Source organism: Parabacteroides leei, from assembly GCF_023369805.1.
GTDB lineage: Bacteria > Bacteroidota > Bacteroidia > Bacteroidales > Tannerellaceae > Parabacteroides > Parabacteroides leei.
The window spans coordinates 657,018-676,757 of sequence record NZ_JAMBQG010000001.1 but is presented as its reverse complement, the minus strand read 5'-3'; the positions used below and the strand labels follow the sequence as shown (position 1 = coordinate 676,757).

Annotated in this window: 13 protein-coding genes; 6 read left to right on the top strand and 7 right to left on the bottom strand. The window is 43.2% G+C overall.

The genetic code is table 11. The annotated features are described in order from the left end of the window. Window positions 1-18 precede the first annotated feature (18 nt). Window positions 19-1,152 (bottom strand): acyltransferase family protein, encoded by a 1,134-nt coding sequence (locus tag M1P97_RS02710; RefSeq protein ID WP_249388321.1) that lies wholly within the window; start codon window positions 1,150-1,152, stop codon window positions 19-21. Between the two features lie 12 nt (window positions 1,153-1,164). After that, a complete protein-coding gene (locus M1P97_RS02705) occupies window positions 1,165-2,283 on the bottom strand; it encodes an acyltransferase family protein (RefSeq protein WP_249388320.1) in 1,119 nt (372 codons plus the stop codon). A gap of 92 nt (window positions 2,284-2,375) precedes the next feature. Here M1P97_RS02705 and M1P97_RS02700 point away from each other — a divergent pair, with 92 nt between their 5' ends. Next, window positions 2,376-3,857, top strand: coding sequence for a cobyric acid synthase (locus M1P97_RS02700; RefSeq protein ID WP_249388424.1), 1,482 nt, complete (start codon window positions 2,376-2,378; stop codon window positions 3,855-3,857). Here M1P97_RS02700 and M1P97_RS02695 read toward each other — a convergent pair whose 3' ends face one another. Beyond that, window positions 3,858-4,583 (bottom strand): tyrosine-protein phosphatase, encoded by a 726-nt coding sequence (locus M1P97_RS02695; RefSeq protein WP_249388319.1) that lies wholly within the window; start codon window positions 4,581-4,583, stop codon window positions 3,858-3,860. An 886-nt stretch (window positions 4,584-5,469) separates the two neighbouring features. Between M1P97_RS02695 and M1P97_RS02690 the strand changes: the two genes are divergently transcribed. The 5 genes from M1P97_RS02690 to M1P97_RS02670 all read left to right on the top strand — a co-directional run bounded on the left by M1P97_RS02690 (window position 5,470) and on the right by M1P97_RS02670 (window position 9,833). Continuing rightward, window positions 5,470-5,796 carry an Lcl domain-containing protein gene (locus M1P97_RS02690; protein ID WP_249388318.1) on the top strand — a complete coding sequence of 109 codons (327 nt, stop codon included), beginning with the start codon at window positions 5,470-5,472 and terminating at the stop codon, window positions 5,794-5,796. Between the two features lie 865 nt (window positions 5,797-6,661). Next, on the top strand, window positions 6,662-6,907 hold the full coding sequence (locus M1P97_RS02685) for an RNA recognition motif domain-containing protein (RefSeq protein WP_028727320.1): 246 nt from the start codon (window positions 6,662-6,664) through the stop codon (window positions 6,905-6,907). A 329-nt stretch (window positions 6,908-7,236) separates the two neighbouring features. Continuing rightward, the gene (locus tag M1P97_RS02680) at window positions 7,237-7,482 is read left to right on the top strand and encodes an RNA recognition motif domain-containing protein (protein ID WP_195372695.1); all 246 of its coding nucleotides are present in this window, start codon (window positions 7,237-7,239) and stop codon (window positions 7,480-7,482) included. Between the two features lie 243 nt (window positions 7,483-7,725). Continuing rightward, the gene (locus M1P97_RS02675; RefSeq protein ID WP_249388317.1) at window positions 7,726-8,859 is read left to right on the top strand and encodes a helix-turn-helix domain-containing protein; all 1,134 of its coding nucleotides are present in this window, start codon (window positions 7,726-7,728) and stop codon (window positions 8,857-8,859) included. Window positions 8,860-8,897: 38 nt separating this feature from the next. Further along, window positions 8,898-9,833, top strand: coding sequence for a helix-turn-helix domain-containing protein (locus M1P97_RS02670; RefSeq protein WP_249388316.1), 936 nt, complete (start codon window positions 8,898-8,900; stop codon window positions 9,831-9,833). Between the two features lie 13 nt (window positions 9,834-9,846). On the opposite strand, the gene M1P97_RS02665 is transcribed toward M1P97_RS02670, so the two are convergent. The 4 genes from M1P97_RS02665 to M1P97_RS02650 form a co-directional block, all read right to left on the bottom strand. Beyond that, window positions 9,847-12,207: an ABC transporter permease gene (locus M1P97_RS02665; protein WP_195372698.1), complete on the bottom strand. Its 2,361-nt coding sequence runs from the start codon at window positions 12,205-12,207 to the stop codon at window positions 9,847-9,849. Between the two features lie 159 nt (window positions 12,208-12,366). After that, on the bottom strand, window positions 12,367-14,742 hold the full coding sequence (locus M1P97_RS02660) for an ABC transporter permease (RefSeq protein ID WP_249388315.1): 2,376 nt from the start codon (window positions 14,740-14,742) through the stop codon (window positions 12,367-12,369). Between the two features lie 104 nt (window positions 14,743-14,846). After that, window positions 14,847-17,234: an ABC transporter permease gene (locus tag M1P97_RS02655; protein ID WP_249388314.1), complete on the bottom strand. Its 2,388-nt coding sequence runs from the start codon at window positions 17,232-17,234 to the stop codon at window positions 14,847-14,849. Between the two features lie 147 nt (window positions 17,235-17,381). Then, window positions 17,382-19,739, bottom strand: coding sequence for an ABC transporter permease (locus M1P97_RS02650; RefSeq protein ID WP_249388313.1), 2,358 nt, complete (start codon window positions 19,737-19,739; stop codon window positions 17,382-17,384). Window position 19,740 lies beyond the last annotated feature (1 nt).

Genomic DNA, 19,740 nt, shown 5'->3' with positions numbered 1-19,740 from the left:
CTCCTGTTTTTTGTGTTTTTAAACTTTAAGAAATATATTACGTTTATAAAGCCACCACAAAATTACATAAATAACCAATATGTTTGACAAGCTAATCAAAAAGGAATAATAATTCCCCATATATTGCTGAAGCCCATAAAACAAGGACTCGCCCAAACAGCTGAAATTAACGATATTAGCCAGCATATATGCAACGATAGAGTTCATTCCGTACACTTTCAACCAGGTAATATTTTTATTATATCCCTTATAATCGATCAGATAATAGAACAATCCCATCAACAGGAAACAGTAACCGCTGCTGACCAGTACCATAGAACTTGTCCATATCGTTTTAATAACCGGCATCTGCAATCCCCATAACCATCCTGCTGCCACCATAGCTGCTCCGGCCCCGAAATACCATTTCAGTTTATACACATCGCTCGTTTTATCCTTGGCAATATAGCCGGCAAACAATCCGGTCAATACGGTTACACCGAAGTTCAAACTGCTCAGTATCCAGGTATAATAATATCCGGAAGAGAAAACCACTTCGCCGTCCACCACTTTTGCTCCATCCCGGAAACGTCCCAATACGGCACGGTCTATCCATTCCGCCAGGTTTCCTTCGGGTGTATAATTACCGCCTCCATAACTGCCGACCGTGATAAACTGCATCGCAGCCCAGTAAACAAGCAATAAGGCGACCGCTACACCGACCTGTGTACGACGGCTTGTATAAAGAAACAATACGGCAGTGATCAGGTATCCCGCCGCAATAGACTGCAACGTATTCGAATATAAATAGATACGATCCGGATCGAGGCCGAGCAGGTTACCCTGGCACATCATACCGAATATCCAAAGCAACAGGATACGTTTACCCAACCGGCGGAAAAGAGCTTTCTTGTCAGAAACCCCTTTAAAGCGGGATAAGGCAAACGGCATAGACGCCCCCGACATAAACAGGAATAACGGCATGATCAAATCCCAGGGAGAAAAGCCCACCCAGGCTTCATGGCTAAATAACCACATACTACTATGCAACCATTCCACATCAGCCGCACGGGCCAGTGAATGTGCCAACGGGCCTAAAGCCACCAGAAAGAAAAGATCGAAACCGCGAAGTGCGTCAAGCGACTCCAGCCGTTTATAAGTAGTTTTTTCCATTTGAAAATTATTTTAGACTTTTAAGAAAATACGTTGACGATAGAGGAAATAAAGGAAGCCCCAGCAGACAGCGATATAGGCGACCGCCCCGAACAGGGGTTGAGCCGCTTCGGGTGTCAGTCCGATCAGTCCGCCGAAGATGGTATTCGCTGTAAAAGTGAAATTGACAAACACCTGGGCCAGGTAAATAGTAATAGAATTCATGCCGATCACTGTAAAGAAAGGCGTCCAGCCCCTTATCCCCTTCACGTCCACGATATAATAGAACAAGGCAAACAACAACATGGAAATACCACCGACAGTACAAACGAACGAACTCGTCCACAAATACTTATTGATCGGAAAAAACAATCCCCACAGCAATCCGATCACCAATAGGGCAGCTCCCACACATAACATATAAAGAACCTTCTTCGTCTCCGTCAGTCCTTTCTTTTGCAGCTTGATAAATTCTCCGGTGAACATTCCCAGCAACGCCGTTCCGATAGCCGGCAAGGTTGACAAGATGCCTTCGGGGTCATAGTTTCCGCCATGCAAATGCCCCGGCAATAACAATCGGTCGATGTAACAAGCAAAGCAGCCCTCACGGGTAAACACGTCCGCTCCGTTTCCGTCGGGTGCCGGGACAAAAGTCAATAACAACCAGTAACCGACCAGGATCGCGACTACGATCCATATCCTCGTAACGGTCCGTGTATTTACAAAAATCAGGGCTCCGAACATCCAAGCCAGACCGATACGTGCCAATACACTGGCATAACGTTGTGTCTCGAAGTCGAAGTTCAACAGGCCGTTGTAGACACAGCCCAGGATAACCAGGGTAATGCCCCTGCGAATAATTTTCCTGTAGATGGCCGCCTCCGACATTCCACGTTCCCGCTGTTTAGCCAGAGAAAAGGGAAAAGAGATCCCGGCAATGAACAGGAACAAAGGGAAGATTATATCCTCGAACGTAAATCCGGCTCCCCATCGTGCATGATGCATCTGGTCTGCCACCGATTGAAAGAAAGGAGTCGGGATCAGGGTAGCCAGTGCTACGAAAAGGGAACCGCCTCCCATGATAAAGAACATATCAAATCCCCGCAAGGCATCCAGCGATTGGAGCCGCTGGAGTTGTTTTTGTTTTTCCATCGTATTGAAATTAGAATTTAGATTGTAAAGAAGCAAATATAAGAAATATTGTAATAAAACTATCCTGCTTTTTCATTAGTTTTGCAGCCATGATAAAACAACACCTGAAACCGATCATGTTCGTTGGCACTTGTTCCGATGCCGGAAAAAGTGTGATCAACGCAGCTTTCTGCCGTATCTTCAAGCAAGACGGATACCGACCTGCTCCTTTTAAGGCGCAGAATATGTCCCTCAACTCCTACTCTACCCCCGAAGGCGGCGAAATGGGCCGTGCCCAGGTGGTGCAGGCCGAAGCATGCGGTATCGCTCCGCATACGGATATGAACCCGATTCTGCTGAAACCGACCAACGATAAAAGTTCTCAGGTCGTATTGAACGGTCGCCCGGTCGGCAATATGTCTGCCAAAGACTATTTCGGCATTCAGAACCGGAAAGAAGAGTTATTCAGGGAAGCCATCGCCTCTTTCAAACGCCTGGAGTCGCGCTATAACCCGATCGTATTGGAAGGTGCGGGAAGTATCTCGGAGCTGAACCTCCGCGACCGCGACATCACCAATATGCGCATGGCTATTCAGGCGGATGCCTCCACTTATCTGGTGGCCGATATCGACCGCGGAGGCGTATTCGGTTCCGTTTACGGTACCATCGCACTACTCAGGCCGGAGGAACGGGCACAGATGAAAGGAATCATCATCAATAAATTCCGTGGCGATGCCTCGTTGTTTGAAGAAGGACGCGCGATATTGAAAGAGCTGACGGGTATCCCGGTGGTCGGCGTCATTCCCTGGTTCCGCGATATCAAGATAGAGGAAGAAGACTCGGTTGCCCTGGATATGAAAACCAATACCTGGCAGGAAGGCAAGATCAACGTGGCGATCATCTTGCTGAAACGTATGTCCAACTTCACCGACTTCGACGTACTCGACATGGATCCTCGCTTCAATCCTTACTACACAAGCAATATCGACGAAGTGGAGAAAGCGGATATCATCCTTCTGCCCGGTTCAAAAAACACATTGTCGGATCTGCAAAGCATCCGTGCCAACGGCATTGCCGATGCAATCGTGCGGGCTTACAAGAAAGGGAAAAAGGTGATCGGCATCTGCGGCGGCTACCAGATGATGGGTGCCCGCCTGGAAGATCCTGAAGGGATAGAAGGTAACCTGCCTGCAGTTCCGGGACTGGGATTACTACCACAATGCACGGTGATCGAACAAGAGAAAGTCACGAAGCAAAGCGCATTCACTTTTCTGCCGGGTAACGACTCTACCTGCCGGGGATACGAAATACATATGGGACGCACCACTCTGTTAGGCAATGCTCCGGAAAGTCCCGTGGCCCGCCTCGAAGACGGACGACTGGACGGATATTACCTCGACAACCGTTGCTGGGGCAGCTACATGCACGGCATACTGGATAACCCCGTTGTATTGGATTGCCTGGCGGAAGGTTTCGACAAAGAAACTGATGCCGCCCCCTTCGATTACGCCGCTTTCAAGGAAGAACAATATGAAAAGCTGGCGGATCTGATACGGAAGCATGTGGATATGGAGTATATTTACAGTACGCTGTAATCACTCCCACAACAAACCATTCCCCTGCATCAGTTTTTCCACCGATTCAAATTGGTCTTTTTTGAGTTTGAGGGAGTCATAAAGACTGCGGTAATTGAGGGAATGGATATCGGTCCCGACGAAATCATAACAACCTTTCTTCAGTAGAGAAGAGGCAGTTTTATGAGGTAACGGCCCGTAGAAGCCGGCCAGGGAGAAAAGGTTCAATTGGAATTTACATCCATGTTCTTTTAGTTTTAGCAACTCATTTATATTCCAGAAACCGAAACGTTCCGGATGAGCCAGGACCGGGATATACCCGTTCAGCTGCAAATCATACAGTTTCTCAAACAGATCGCCGGGTGCCTGCATAAAGGATACTTCTACCAATACATGCTTTCCGTCATACGAGAGCAACCCTTCGTTCATGCGGTCGTAAAAACATTCGTCCAGCATATACTCGGCAGCCAAACGAAGGTCGATGTTTATACCCATACAATTACCGCGGAAGAGGTCGAACCTCTCCTGAAGATATACTCTCCGGTTCTTTACCAGATCTGCCATTATATGCGGCGTCAGAAAAAGGCGTTTCACCCCGCATGCACCCAGGAACGAGAGCATATCGAGACTCTCTTCTTCCGACGAAAACCCATCATCTACCCCCGGTAGCAAATGAGAATGGACATCGGTCATGCCCGGCCACAGAGGCTTTTTCCGGGTAAATAAATCAGAGAGGAATGCGTTCATAATATATCTGTATTGAAAAAACAACCATCAAAGGTACTACAAAGTACAGCGATTTCCAAATCAAACATCCTCCCTCACAAACGAAAATAGAAATAGTTTTTCACCATTTGTCAGATGGACTCACATTTTTCTATATTCGAGCACCTGTTCTATCATTCCGGGCTTGACCAAAAAGCTCATACTCAACTAATAATCAACCAGTAATATAAGTTGACGGGGCAAGCCCGCCATGACAAGCCGCCTTCATAAAATAAAGGTTCACAATCCAGGTTTGTGTCTTTAATAAGGCACAGCTTATATAAAAGGAGAACCGTACGTTATGCGACTAAATACATTCAATTATTAGCAAAATGTTACGAACAAACCACATTGCATAACAGGGGCTAAGAAGCAAATGCTCCTGACAGCTTACTTTTCTATGAATATCCGGCAGTTAGTGGGGATGAAATCGGACTTTGCTTCCATCAACTGGGACCTAATCGCGATGGAGACCGAGGTAAATGCAGATGAAGTCCCAGCTAATCTGAATGAAGTCCCAGCTGATGGCAATTAAGTCCGAGGTAGTTGGAGCAGACGGATCGGGAAGTGCTAAAAAGATACAAAAACGGCATATTAAATGACTCTTTTTCTTCTGGAAGCCATTGTCGATTGATACTTTTACGACTAACATTGTGTTGCTCAAACTACATTTTTATTACCTTCTTCCTTAATTGCCTGCAGGAAGTATTCTCACCGGTAATCCATCTGCAATCTTTATCTGTATATATGCAATCAAAATGTCAACGCACAACTCCGGCACAGCGGGATATTTGAATATACCTCTGACCGTAAGTACATACAACGAAAGGATTTCATGAGAGAATTATCAAAATGGTAAAATGACAAAATGTCAATAAAACATCAGGTGATGCGGGCTAATCTGGGAGCTGCTACCAACTGGGCTTCTGCCTGGAAGGCTTGTAAGGCATATAAAGGAGAAGGTGGTAATGAAGGTGATTGGCGTTTACCTACTCAGCGTGAACTTCTGATGATATGGATATTGTACCCTCAGTTAATCGGAAAAGGCGGCTTTACTACGTACAGCACCAACTACTACTGGAGTTCTTCGGAGTACAGCGCTAACCTCGCGTGGAACATGCTATTCATCAATGGTTTCGCGAGCAGCACCAGTAAGACTTCTTCATACTATGTTCGTTGCATCCGGGATCTTTAACAATAATCTGTTTGTCAATGTAAATCACGCCCAGTCAAATTTCCTGCTTACACATGGCGATTACTAACAAAACAAATATGTTTATAGTAAAAAAACTGTTGCTATCGGTGCAGTATCATTGTATTACCTTGTTTGGATACTACTTCCGATAGCCCACATTCTACATTTAACTCATCTTTTATCAGATTTGAATGTTACTTTTCTCTTGAAAGAAAAGTAACCAAAAGTTCAAGGCTGCACCGGCTTCGCTGCTACGGTGAAAGACTACGCTTGAAAAATCCGAAACTCGCTTCGCTCAAACAGCGGATTTTTCCGAGTCGCTTCGTCTTTCCCCTTCGCGGACGCTCACCCGCCGAAGGCCTGTCAGAGAACGCAAAGCGTTCTTTGGGGATGGCCGATACCGACACCTTTATAATACAACAGGTGTTTTCGACTTTAACAGACGGTATCGGCAATCCAAAGAGGAAGCTCCGCTTCCTATGAAAGGCCTCAGATGGCGAGCGTTAAACGCAGCAGCCGGAGTGAGCGGCCGGAGCATCCGCTGTCTGAGCGAAGCGAGTTCGGAGGCGACAGCGAACGCAGGATGCGGAGTAGCGAACCAGGTGCAGCCTTGATCTTTTGGCTACTTTTGGATCAAGCCAAAAGTAGGTTCATATTTTTCTACGATTGAACCAAACAACAAATTCAAAACCGCCTCTTAATTAATGGTCTTATTTCACAAAAAAATATATTTGCGAAATAATATTGAGGAACTATAGTTCATTATCCAAATAGTTTCCGTTCCTTTGCAACGCGAACAACAAGAAGTTTGAAAGCATATTGAACATCTGTTGCCGCTATTATTAATTTTTTTATTTTTATATTTATGAACATGTATGTTGGAAACCTTAGCTATAACGTTAGGGAATCAGATTTGAAAGAAGTTATGGAAGAGTACGGAACTGTTGATTCTGTAAAATTAATTATCGACCGTGACACAAGAAGATCTAAAGGTTTTGCTTTTGTTGAAATGCCGGATAACGCAGAAGCGCAGAAAGCAATCAACGAATTGAACGGTGCAGAATATGCAGGCCGTGCAATGGTTGTAAAAGAAGCACTTCCCAGAAATTAATCGACTGACATTATTTTAATATATATCAGTATAAAGGATACTCAGAAATGGGTATCCTTTTTTGTTTTATATACAATCTCTCTCCTTCAGGACAATAATACAATTTATGGCCTTATTTCATAATAATAATGTATTATCGGATAATAATCAGAAAGTATAGTGTTTTATCCAATTTGTTTCCGTTCCTTTGCATCACGAACAATAAGAGATTTATTTCGATCTGATTTTCATATGTATCTCCTCAGTTATAAACATTGAGCATTTCCATCTCTAATTAAGACCCTCCTAAAGTTTTATTGTCGAATTATTAATTTTTTATATTTATATTTATGAACATGTACATTGGAAACCTCAGTTATAATGTTGGGGAATCAGATTTGAGAGAAGTTATGGAAGAGTATGGAACTGTTGATTCTGTGAAACTTATTGTTGACCGTGACACAAGAAGATCTAAAGGTTTTGCCTTTATTGAAATGCCCGAAAATGCAGAAGCACAGAAAGCGATCAACGAATTGAACGGTGCAGAATATGCAGGCCGTGCAATGGTAGTGAAAGAAGCACTTCCTAAAAATTAATTGACTGACATTATTTAATTATATCAGTATGAAGGATACTCCACAAGAGTATCCTTTTTTTGTTTTATACCTTCACCAATCGTTAGCCATCACACATGAAAATGGAATGGTATAGACTATATTTCATACCCAATAGTGTCCCATTTCAAGAAATCCCAACAAAATGGGACACTATTAGACCGTCCCAAATTTCCTTTTTTTATTGGAACAACTATCTTTGTGAGCCGAAATAAAATAGAGATAATGGTTAATATTCATGTACTATGTACCGAAATACTGCTTGATGCAATAGGATTGGTTATGGGGTCGATAGTCCTGAGACACGCTTCTGATAACAAAATGCAAAGAGCATGGGGTATACTCTCAATTACTTTATCTATATTATTGTTACTTGACAATATCGAATGGATTTATCTGTATGTAAAAGGGGTTGACGGACTACCTGGCCGGGCTGTATTATTACTAGATCATCTGTCGATATGGCACATGGTACGCACCGTCATATTTTTCCAGTTTTTTTCATTGTTCCCTCTTGCTTCCCTGAAACCGGGGTGGCTGACATTGTCGCGAATCACGAACTTTTGTATACCGATTATACTTATTACGTGCATTGCCTGCTGTTATCAATTATTTAACGGCCAGTATACGAAACTGGATTCTTTCCCCGATATTCTGAAATACTCTGACAAGCCGGATGTAAAATTAAGGATAATACTTTTTATTATCAGCGTCATCACTCCGTCCGTAAACTTTTTGTTTCTGTTCCTGAAACGCTGGATACCTATCCGTCGTAAACAGAACCGTTCCACTATTATTTATATGAGTTGTTTCGGAATTATCATGTCCGGATATATATGGTTGATGCTGGGTACAACGGGACTGAGCTTTAATTTATTCGGATATCTGGTCATTGTACCTTTACTCTGCCTGAATATTCTTTATTTACGAAATGAAAACCCGCTGTCGCTTCCTCCTGATCCGGTTGAACAACTGAAATCAGAAGAGGTCGAAGCTGTACGGGATATAGAAATATCTATCACGACACTTGAACTGAGCAAGCAATTGCAAACACTGATGAAAGACCGGAAACCGTTCATCGATCCGGAATATTCCTTGTTGAACTTGCTGAACGATCTGGAGACTAACGAACATAGGCTCACTAATGTTCTGCGTTACAATGGCTTTTCAGGTTTCAGGGAGTATGTTAATTTCATACGACTCCAATATTTCAAGGAGCAGGCAGCATTAGACAAAAACTGCACGGTAAAAGAACTTATGTTCAAATGTGGATTCACTTCGCGTTCCAGTTTTTACCGGTATTTCTCGAGTATCGAAAAAATGTCTCCTACAGAATATCTGGAGAAACTGAAAGGATAAGTCTTATCACTGTAAAATCTGATAAACAGTATACGTATATGCTACATAACTATATTCTGTTATTACCATTTTTTGTCTGCCTTTTCTGGGCATTGACCTTACTTGGTAATGGGAAAAGAAACGTTTGTCCACAAAATAGATGGATTGTATGTACTTTGTTGATTGCTGCCAACGCCTTAATATGGGGCCTTCGCTTTGGAAATGAAGAAAATTCCGGTTACACGCATACAACCGAAATTCCTGAAGTATTCTTTACTGGTATACAAGTTACCGGTTTAGCGGCTTATATTTTCATTTATCTGATCTACCGTAAATGTCGTCATTATAAATTAAACACAGATACAAAACACAAATATATTAATACGAGGTATCTTATTCTGTCCGGTATATTCCTTTCTGCCCTCATTTCCTTTATAGCAGAAGTGGGAGATCACCTGTCTTTTGTTCATAATCCGGTTATAATATCCTTATTACTAATTATGTGGACAGGTATTTTTTATTATCTGGGATATGATATATACCACATAGAATATAAGGTTGAACTGTCGGATCATAAATCAGATATTACTCCAATAAATAAGAATGATGACGAGACGGATATTTCTCAAAAATCTCATTACAAACTTCTCCCCAGATTCAATCAAATCATCGATGAAGAAAAAATATTCCTGCAAAATAACCTCCATATAGAAAATGTCGCCTGGATGCTCAAAACAAACCGGACGTATATTTCACGACTTATCAACCAGGAATATCAATGTAGCTTTTCTGATTTTATCAACCAGAAACGCATCGAGTTTGCGCAGGAACTGATCCACACCCATCCGGAATTGACCCAGGAGCAGATTGCAGAAAAGGTCGGTTTTACGCATGCATCCAGCTTCAGCCGTGCTTTCAAACAACAGGTCGGACAAACTTTCAGAGAATGGTACAAGAATAATCAGAAACCGATCCCCTCATTCGAAGAGAAATAGGGGGATCGATTTCTTATTCGGACTTTAAACTGTTTACCGGGTTTGCATTGGCAGCCCGCCAGCTCTGGAATGTAACTGTACCAATAGTTATAACCAATACAATGGCCAGTGCAAGTAAATAAACCCACCAATATATCGGTGTTTTATAGGCAAAGCTTTCCAACCACTTTTTAATGCCATAGTAGCCTACCGGAACAGCCAGCACGAAACAGATCATGACAATATAAATATACGAGCGGTTTAACATCTCCAATATCTCCCTATTCGTCGCACCATGTACTTTACGAATCCCGATCTCTTTCCGGCGGTATTGGGTTTCGAATACAACCAATCCAAAGACACCTACAAGCGATATAATAATAGCCAATATACTGAACACCGTGATCAGGCTGCGTAAATTCTCTTCCTTATGATATAACTCGTTAAATATCTCATCATAAAATTCTATATCATACGGATAAGACGGGTCTATATCAGCCATCGTATTACGGATATGGGAGACGGCACCGCGTATATCCGTTCCGGCTTTCAGGCGGATATAAGAAACAGTCAAAGGATAAGGTATATTTCCTGTCACAAAAGCGATATTATTTTCTCCGTTACGGAGCGAAGTAAACTTCACATCGCCGGTCAAACCTACAATACGGCCGGTTACCCACGATGTGATCTGATCACCGGCTTCCATGTTCATTTCTATCTTAGCCGCATGGTTAAAGATATACACAAAATCTTCCGACAGTTTGTCTGCAGACGAGAAATCACGTCCTTCCTCGACCGGAATCCCCATGACACGCAGGAAATTATGTGATACAGGAATCATGAAGAAGTGGAACTCTTTTTCCTTTACATAACCGCCATTGGTACTATAACCATCCTTCGAACCTACTTTTTCCATGGCAAAAGCCACATCTTCGATTCCCGAATATTCTTTCAGACGATTCACATACGTTTCATGCGACTTATTATAGATCTCTCCGCTCAAACGGACAATAGCGATCTGATCCTTATCGAATCCCAAAGAATATCCACGCATATAATTGTTTTGAAGGCGGACAAAGCTGGCACCGATGATCAACAGAATAGAAACGATAAACTGAATACCTATCAGGACCGTACGCAATTTGCGCCCGGAAGGTGAAAGTCCGAAACTACCTTTCAATACCAATGCCGGTGGGAAAGAGGTCACATACCATGACGGATACAACCCGGCAATGATCCCGGTAAACAAAGCGACAACGCCGGTCAGTAATATAACGGGCAGGTTGTTTACTATTGCCAGGTTTGCTTCCACGAAAGGCAAGGCTTCCGTACGTCCCAATATCCACACAACGAACAAGCTCAACAGCCAGGAGACTATACTGATGATAGCTGCTTCCGCCAGCAGGGCACGACGCAATACGGCATCCGGGCTACCCAATACTTTCTGGGTATTGATAGTCTTGATACGCATCGGCGTCAGTGATGTACTGAAGTTCGTAAAGTTGATAGCAGCCACAATGATAATCAATAAAGCGATGAAGAACAGTAACATGGTCACTTCTTTATTACCACTCCGGAAGATCGTTCCGTCCTGGCTCTCGTTCATATAATAGATACTTGTCAACGGAGTCAGTTTGATACGTACATCCTCCCCCTTATCTACTTTGGAGAAATCAAAGTTGGTATTGAAATTATCCACTACGGTCTGTGCCGATTCAGGACTATCCAATAACAGATAACAAACATAATTACTTGCTCCGAAATTATCCCGTTGATAGGTTTCACCGATAGCTGTATAGATCAGGTTACGCATCTGAGTATTACCAGGGAAATCCTTATAGACCGCTCCTATCGTAAATTCACGATTATCTTTCGTCTGTACACTTTCTTCCGCATGAAGTGCTTTTCCCACAGCCGGCTGGTTACCGAACATCTTACGGGCTATACTCTCAGGCAAAATCACTTTTTCCGGATCATTCAGGCAATCGCGATCCCCTTCGATGATCGGGAAATCGAAAACTCTGGCTATATCCGGATGACAAGTTTGTACCAGCTCCCGGTAACCGATCTTCTGCCCGTTCTCCACAACAGAAAAATAGACAGCAGGGTTGTAGGGATAGATCAAACTACCTGCTTCGATATGGGGCGACGACTGGATGACCGACTCTACAAAAGCACGCGGTAAGATCAATCCAAAAGTACCAGTCTGGGTCAATTCAAGACGGTATACCCGATCGGCAGTCGGATGGCAACGATCAAAACTACGTTCATAGTTCACCTGTATCAAAATAACGATGAAAGCAGCAAAGGCTACAGCCAGTCCGGCTACATTCAAAAAGGTTGCCATCCTGAACCGACGTAATACACTCAGAAAGTTTCTTAATATCGTTTTCATATTATTTGTATTTACATTCAATCATTCAAATCGCATGCCAAAAACATATTAAATTATATATCAACATATTACACAAAACCATCTAAACAACAGTGTCTAATAATTTTACACAAGTGTAAAATTATTAGACACTGAAAAGAAATGCGGATAAAGACTTCGTTATTCAGACTTTATGCTTTCTACCGGATTGGAGTTCGCTACATGCCAGTTTTGGAAAGTGACCGTAATGAAAGTAATGACAGATATGATCATAAAAGCCAGCAAGAATACCCACCAATACATCGGTGTACGATAAGCGAAGTTTTCCAGCCAACGATACATACCATAGAAAGCAACCGGAGCAGCCAGCACAAAACAAGCAGCAAGAATGATCAGGTAGCTTCTGTTAAACATGACCAGTATCTGAGAAGTAGACGATCCCAATACTTTACGGACAGCCACCTCTTTCCGACGGTACTCACTCTCGAATACAACCAAACCGAATACACCAACAATGGAGATAAAGATGGCAATAACACTGAACAAGGTGATCAAGTTACTGATCTTCAATTCCCTTTCATAGGTCTGCTGCAGGATCTCGTCATAAAAGGTTATTTTGAAAGGATAAATCGGATCTATCTTGGTTAAACAGACTTGCACATGTTTCATGGCAGCCCGCAAGTCGCTGCCCGCCTTCACTTTTACGTAGGCGGCTGCATAATATTTACTGTCGACTTCCTGTCCCCATCTGTATTTACCCCATACGTAAAAAGTCATCGGGGATACTTCATTACGGAAAGATGCGAATTTGACGTTCGAAATGAAACCGACAATCTCATCGCCATCGATCTTCTCTCCCAATTCCAAATTATACATCTCCCGGGCTTTCTCATTAAAAATATAGCAGCCGTTCTCTTTCAAATCATCTTCGGGACGGAAATCACGGCCATCCGTCACCTCGATTCCCATCACACGCAGGAAAGAAGGAGAAACAGGGATGCACTGGAAATTGATATCCTGGTCTTTATACATACGTCCCCATCCCATATAAAAGTCACGACTGGACAGAACCTGCTCCGCATAAGTGATGTCTTCTATTCCGGAAAACGACTTCACCTCACTGGTCAGGACGCTCTGGTTTTTATTGACTTTGCTGTTCAATTCGATCACGATCAGTTCGTCCTTATCGTATCCCAAAGGAGTATTTTGCATATACCGGTTCTGCAAATACATGAACAGGGAACTGATAATCAGGATAAATGAAGCGACAAATTGGATACTTACCAGCGCGCTTCGAAGCACGCGCCCCTTCGGGGACAAACCAAAACTGCCTTTCAATACCAACGCCGGCGGGAAAGAAGTGATGTAACAGGCGGGATAGATACCAGCCAATACACCTACTGCCACCGCAATAACAGCCGTTGTCATAATGAGAACCGACTGCACCGAAAAGGACATGTCGGCATCTACCAGAGATGCTACAAAAGTATGTCCGGCAACAAACAACAAACCCAACGAAATAAGATAAGCTATGATACTTACAATGACGGCTTCCGCCAACAAGCTCGTCCGGAGCACACTATCAGGACTGCCCAATACTTTCTGCGTATTGATACTCTTGATACGCATCGGAGTCAGGGCTGTACTGAAATTGGTAAAGTTGATACCGGCAATCAATAGGATGACAAAAGCGATCGCAAATAGTACATGCATCGTCTGCCGGCTGGCTTTCGGCATGGAGTCGAAAGAAACATTCGTCAGAAAATGTAACTTAGGTAACGGCGTCAAACGGAGCTCGATGCCATCTTTCTCCCACTTGAAATCTTTCCCGAATTGCAGGGAGGCATCAAAGTTCTTTTTGAAGTTATCTTTGACAACTTCTATGTTGGAAGGATCGTCCAGACGGAAGAAAAAGAAATAATTCTGGTTGCCATACTCATTATAATTTTCTTTATCAGACATTTGCCGGTAAATAATATTCCGGACAGAGGAGTTACGAGGGAAGTCTTTAAAGACACCGCTGATCGTTACCAGCGTATTTTCGGATTCCGCGCTCATCAGCCGCTTACCTATGGCCGATTCATTTCCGAACAAGCGGCGTGCCATACTTTCAGGGATTATAGCTGTTTCCGGTTGATCGAGCGCCGTCTCATTCCCTTCCACCATATCAAAATGAAAGACACGGGTAATTCCGGATGTCGTATTTACAACGGGATCCTTGAAGTTCTTCCTTTCTCCTCCCTGTTCCACGCTATAAAACAACTCGGAGTTCCAAGACGACATGATCATTCCGGCTTTCACATGCGGAGATGATTCCGTAAATCCCCTTGCAAACGGGCGACTGATAACCGCACTCATACTCCCCTGGAAATCCATATCCATCCGATAGATCGAATTGGCCTCCGGCTGGCAGGAGTCGAATGTGTAGTCATAATTCACCTGCATCATTATCACCATAAAGGCAGTAAAAGCGATGCTTAATCCTAATACGTTTAGAAGTGTCGCCATCTTGAAACGGCGAAGTACGCTGATGAAGTTCCTTAAAATAGTTTTCATATACACCCAAATTATTATTCCAATTTAAGGTTGTCAGTCAAAACAACTCTATCTGTAATATAGAAACGTAATAAATTCTGGAACGTTGCATATTCATCAATATATTATTCACTTTTGATACTGAACACCGGATTCTCACTGGCCGCCCGCCAGTTCTGGAAAGTCACCGTAATGATCGTAATCAGAGAAACCAAAAGGAAAGCAAGAATAAACACCCACCAATAAACAGGAGTCTTGTACATAAAATTCTCCAACCATTTATTAATTGCATAAAAAGCAACCGGAGCAGCCAAAACAAAACAGATACATAATATATATATGTATGTTTTATTAAACATCACAAGGATCTCGGAGGTAGTCGAGCCCATTACTTTCCGTATGCCGATCTCCTTCTTCCTGTACTGACTGTCGAATACCACCAGGCCAAACACCCCGACCATTGAAATAAACACCGCGATCAGACTAAACAGCGTAATCAATGAACTCAGACTTTCCTCTTTTTCATACAAAGTATTTAAGACCTGGTCGAAGAACTTCACATCAAATGGATAATCCGGATGAATCTCATTCAATACATTCTTTACATGACTCATTGCTGCCGGCAGGTCAGAACCGGCCTTTACCTTAATATAAGCATACGCAGCACCTCCGCTATATCCTTTACCACGTACATAAAAAGCCATAGGAGTCACTTCCGTACGGAACGAAGCGAACTTTATATCCGGAATAAAACCTGCTATCTCAGCTCCATATATCTTATCCCCCAGAGTCATATCATATAGTTTTTTTGCCCTCTCGTTAAAGATATAAACCCCGTCAGTCGTTAAAGCATCCTCCTCACGGAAACCTCTCCCCTCAATCACAAATATATTCATAACCTTAAGAAACGATGGATCTACCGGCATGCACTGAAACTGTATAATCTCGCCATTCAATTCGCGTCCCCACTCCATATACTGATCCTGGCTAGACAGCATAAACTCGCCATAAGTGACATCCTCTATACCCGAAAAAGACTTTAACCGGCTGCTGAAAGCATCCGAACTCTTCAAAACAGGTGCCGTCAGGTTCGTCACGATCACTTCATCCTTATCATAGCCTAGCGGACTACTTTGCATAAAATGGTTCTGCAGATACATAAACATCGAACCGATGATCAATGCAAAAGAGGCAATAAACTGTACGCTAATAAGTACATTACGTAACCTTCGACCTTTCGGTGACAAACCGAAACTTCCTTTCAGAACCAACGCCGGAGAAAAAGAAGTCATATAATAAGAAGGATACAAGCCTGCCAATAGTCCGGTCAGCAATGCGATCAAAGCCGTTACGGAAAGTAACAACGGATGAGCGGCCAAAGACATATCTGCATCCACCAACTTCGCTATCGGGCCACTGCCTGCTATATAGACCATCCACAAGGCCAGTAAATAAGCCACCACACTGACACAAATAGCCTCCATTAATAGTGAAAAGCGCAGTACACCGTCCGAACTACCCAATACCTTCTGCGTATTAATACTTTTCACCCGCATAGGTGTCAGCGCCGTACTGAAATTGGTGAAATTTATACCTGCAATGATCAGAATAACCAATGCAATGGCAAAAAGCACCAGTACCGTTTGCCGGCTCGATTTGGGAGCCATATCGAAAGTTACATCCGTAGCATAATGTATATCCGGCAAACGGGTCAGACGGAAATTAGGCTCACCGGAATACCACGACATATTTTTCCCCAGATCATTCTCTTTATAATAGGCCAGAAAATCGCTCACCAGATCCTTTGCCGACTCAGGATTATCGAGCCGGATATAAAAATTATAACTCGAATTACCCCAATCATGTAAATCCTGTTTATCATCCATTTTTATAAAAACAGCATTCTGGATAATACTATTAAGAGGAAGATCGCGGTAAATGCCGCCTATCGTGTAATTGCCTTCCGGTGTAGTGAAAAGGCCGGCTAACCTCCCTTTACTCTCTTTTGCCGTGATCTGCTTACCGACCGCCGGCTCGTTTCCAAATAATTTCTGTGCCATACTTTCAGGGATCAGCATCTTTCCCGGTTCTTTCAGGACCTCTACCGAACCTTCCAGTATTTCAAAATCAAAGACATCCGTAAAGGAAGGATAAACAGTCATGGTTGGTTCCAGATAGGAGCTTTTCTCCCCTCCCTTATCAACAGAATAAAATGTTTCATTATAAAATGGATAAGTAAGCGCCCCTGCAACGATATGCGGGGAAAAATTGATAAAAGCATCAGCTATCGGACGCGACACGACAGCTTGTGTCGATGTCTTATCCCATTGTAGTTCGACCCGGTAGATATTATCCGCTTTCTTATGGAACGTGTCGAAGTTCTTATCATAGTCCACTTGCATCATTATCACCATAAAAGCGGCAAAAGCCACAGATAATCCCAAGATATTAAGTATGGTTGCCATCTTGAAACGACGTAATACACTAATAAAATTCCGAATAATAGTTTTCATATCTAATAGTTTATTTATGACTGATTTGATCCAAACACTGTGTCAAAAAACAGACAAACACATGTTACAAATATAGTACCTTGCCGGATGTGTCTAAAATTTGGACACTGATGTACAATAATTAGACCAAACAAACCATGAATCCGTCTAATTATCTTTTATGTTTTCTACCGGATTGGATATAGCAGCCTGATAACTCTGTATAAAAACTGTGACAAAAGAAATGATCAGGCAAAACAGTCCGGCAACGATATATATCCAAGGGGAAAGTTCGATGCGATACGAATAATCGGTCAACCATCCATTCATGAAATGCCAGATCAGTGGTATAGCGATAATAAAAGCAACCGCCACATAGGTAAGAAAAGCTTTTACCAACCGGATCAGTACCTGTGCATTGGTCGAACCGAATACCTTTCGCACTGCTATTTCGGATGAACGTTGCTGAATAAAGTAAGTAGACATTGCCAACAACCCCAACAACGAGATTAGGATCGCGATACCGGCAAAGATCATTACGATCGTCAGTGTTTTTTCCTGAATGGCAAACGATTCTTCTACCTGCTCATCCATAAACTTACCAGTAAAGTCCATCCCAGTCACCTGTTTGAAAATGTCTGCTACTTCCCGACGGGCAATGTAAGGGTCACCATTTACTTCTACGAGGATATTCCAAGGCTTATCGCCGAGGTTTTTCGGGTTATCTTTCAGGATGATGATCATCGGGCTGTTCTTTTGCAGGATATTACGCAACTGGAAGTCACGTACGATACCAGCTAGCGGATGGGTTCCCCAGTTGGTAAGATCGATGGTGGTGGCATTGTCAGGCAATTCCAAAGCACGCATGGTGCTTTCGGTGAGGAAATATCGTTCGGAATTAGCCACATGATTGTCACGCAGAAATTCGAAGCCAAGGATGTCGGCAAACGTTTTCTCGCAACGGATCATCTGGAAACTGATCGTCTTACCGTTCGGGTAACGGGAGGTGTAATTCATCCCCATATTGAAAGGCGTACCTAATCCGGCACCGACCCGGTTGACGCTGGCTAGTTGTTCCAGCTCGTTCATAAGCGTGAAACAGGTCTGTTCGTCAGGCAGCTCCATACCGTTTATGTCGATAATATTAGTCGTATTGTAACCCAGAGGTGCCTTAATCATATATTTCACCTGCAAAAACATAGTAAGAGAAGCGGCAATCAGGCAGATGGTAATAGTGTTCTGGAAAACAATAAAGAACTTACTGAATACCATCTTCGTCTGCTTACGGAACGTGCCGCGTACTACCTCGATAGGCTTTGCATTGGAGATCACAATAGCCGGCAGCAACCCGGAGATAAAGCCGGTGAAGGCGATCAAAAGTATCATAATTATACTGTTCAATGGAGTGAACATGCCCGGTAGATCGATCTTCCTTTCCAACAGATTACCTGCATAGGGGGAAAATACGAAGGCTAGCAGCAGGCCGAACAGGAAAGAAACAGCTGTCATCAACGTCGATTCCATGATCAGACGCGAGAAGAGTTCCTTACGCGACGAGCCCAGCAGGCGACGGGTAGCCATCTCCTTGGCACGGAAGCCGGTTTGTGCCACTGTAAGATTCACATAGTTGATGATGGCGAAGATCAGTATGAGCAGGCCTACGGACATCAGGATCATAACGAACTGCCAGTTACCGCGTTCGATGGTGTAAATACCCCAGGGGCTGTTTTGTTCCCAGAAATAAAGTTTCTTCAGAGGTACAAAGTAGACACCTTTCGATTTATCCTGTTCAAATGACCGAAGGAAAGTTGCAAAATATTCACGGATATCGGCCGAGCGGGCAGTAAGGTCGGCTCCTTCACGTTGCATCACGAAAACGTTGGTAGCCCCGTAACTGTTATAGTTACCGAACATCCCTTCCTCTCCTGTCAGAAGATGGATATTTTCAACCCGGAAAAGGATATCCTCGTATGGAATAACGGAATTGCTGATATCCTTCATAATCCCGTCGACCGTCAGCGATAGCCTATCGTTGATGCGAATCATTTTACCCATCGGATCTTCATCCGCAAAATAACGATTAGCAAAAGACTGGGAGATCACGGCAGAGTTTCTGGCTGCCAACACGGTATTCTTATCTCCTCTTACCAGTGGAAAACTGAAAAAGTCGAAAAAGGTAGAATCGGCAAGCATCAAGTTGGCAGTCAGGTTCATATCACCTTTCTGAAGCGGTGTCTTGTCAAAGATGCGTGTCATAACATGACATACTTTTTCAATCTCCGGATAACGTTCTTCCAGGCGGTAACCTATCTGATAAGCAGAACCCATATAATCACCATCAGTCAGCACATAGGTACGATCAACGTTTTCATGATAGCGGTCGGTCGATAACTCGCCGATCACATAAGTAGCAATCAGGATAACGAACATTAATGATACTGACAGACCGAACAAGTCAATCAAGGTGTATCCTTTATTCCGCCCCAGAAACTTAAAGAAGGATTTCAAATTTAACAGATTATTCATA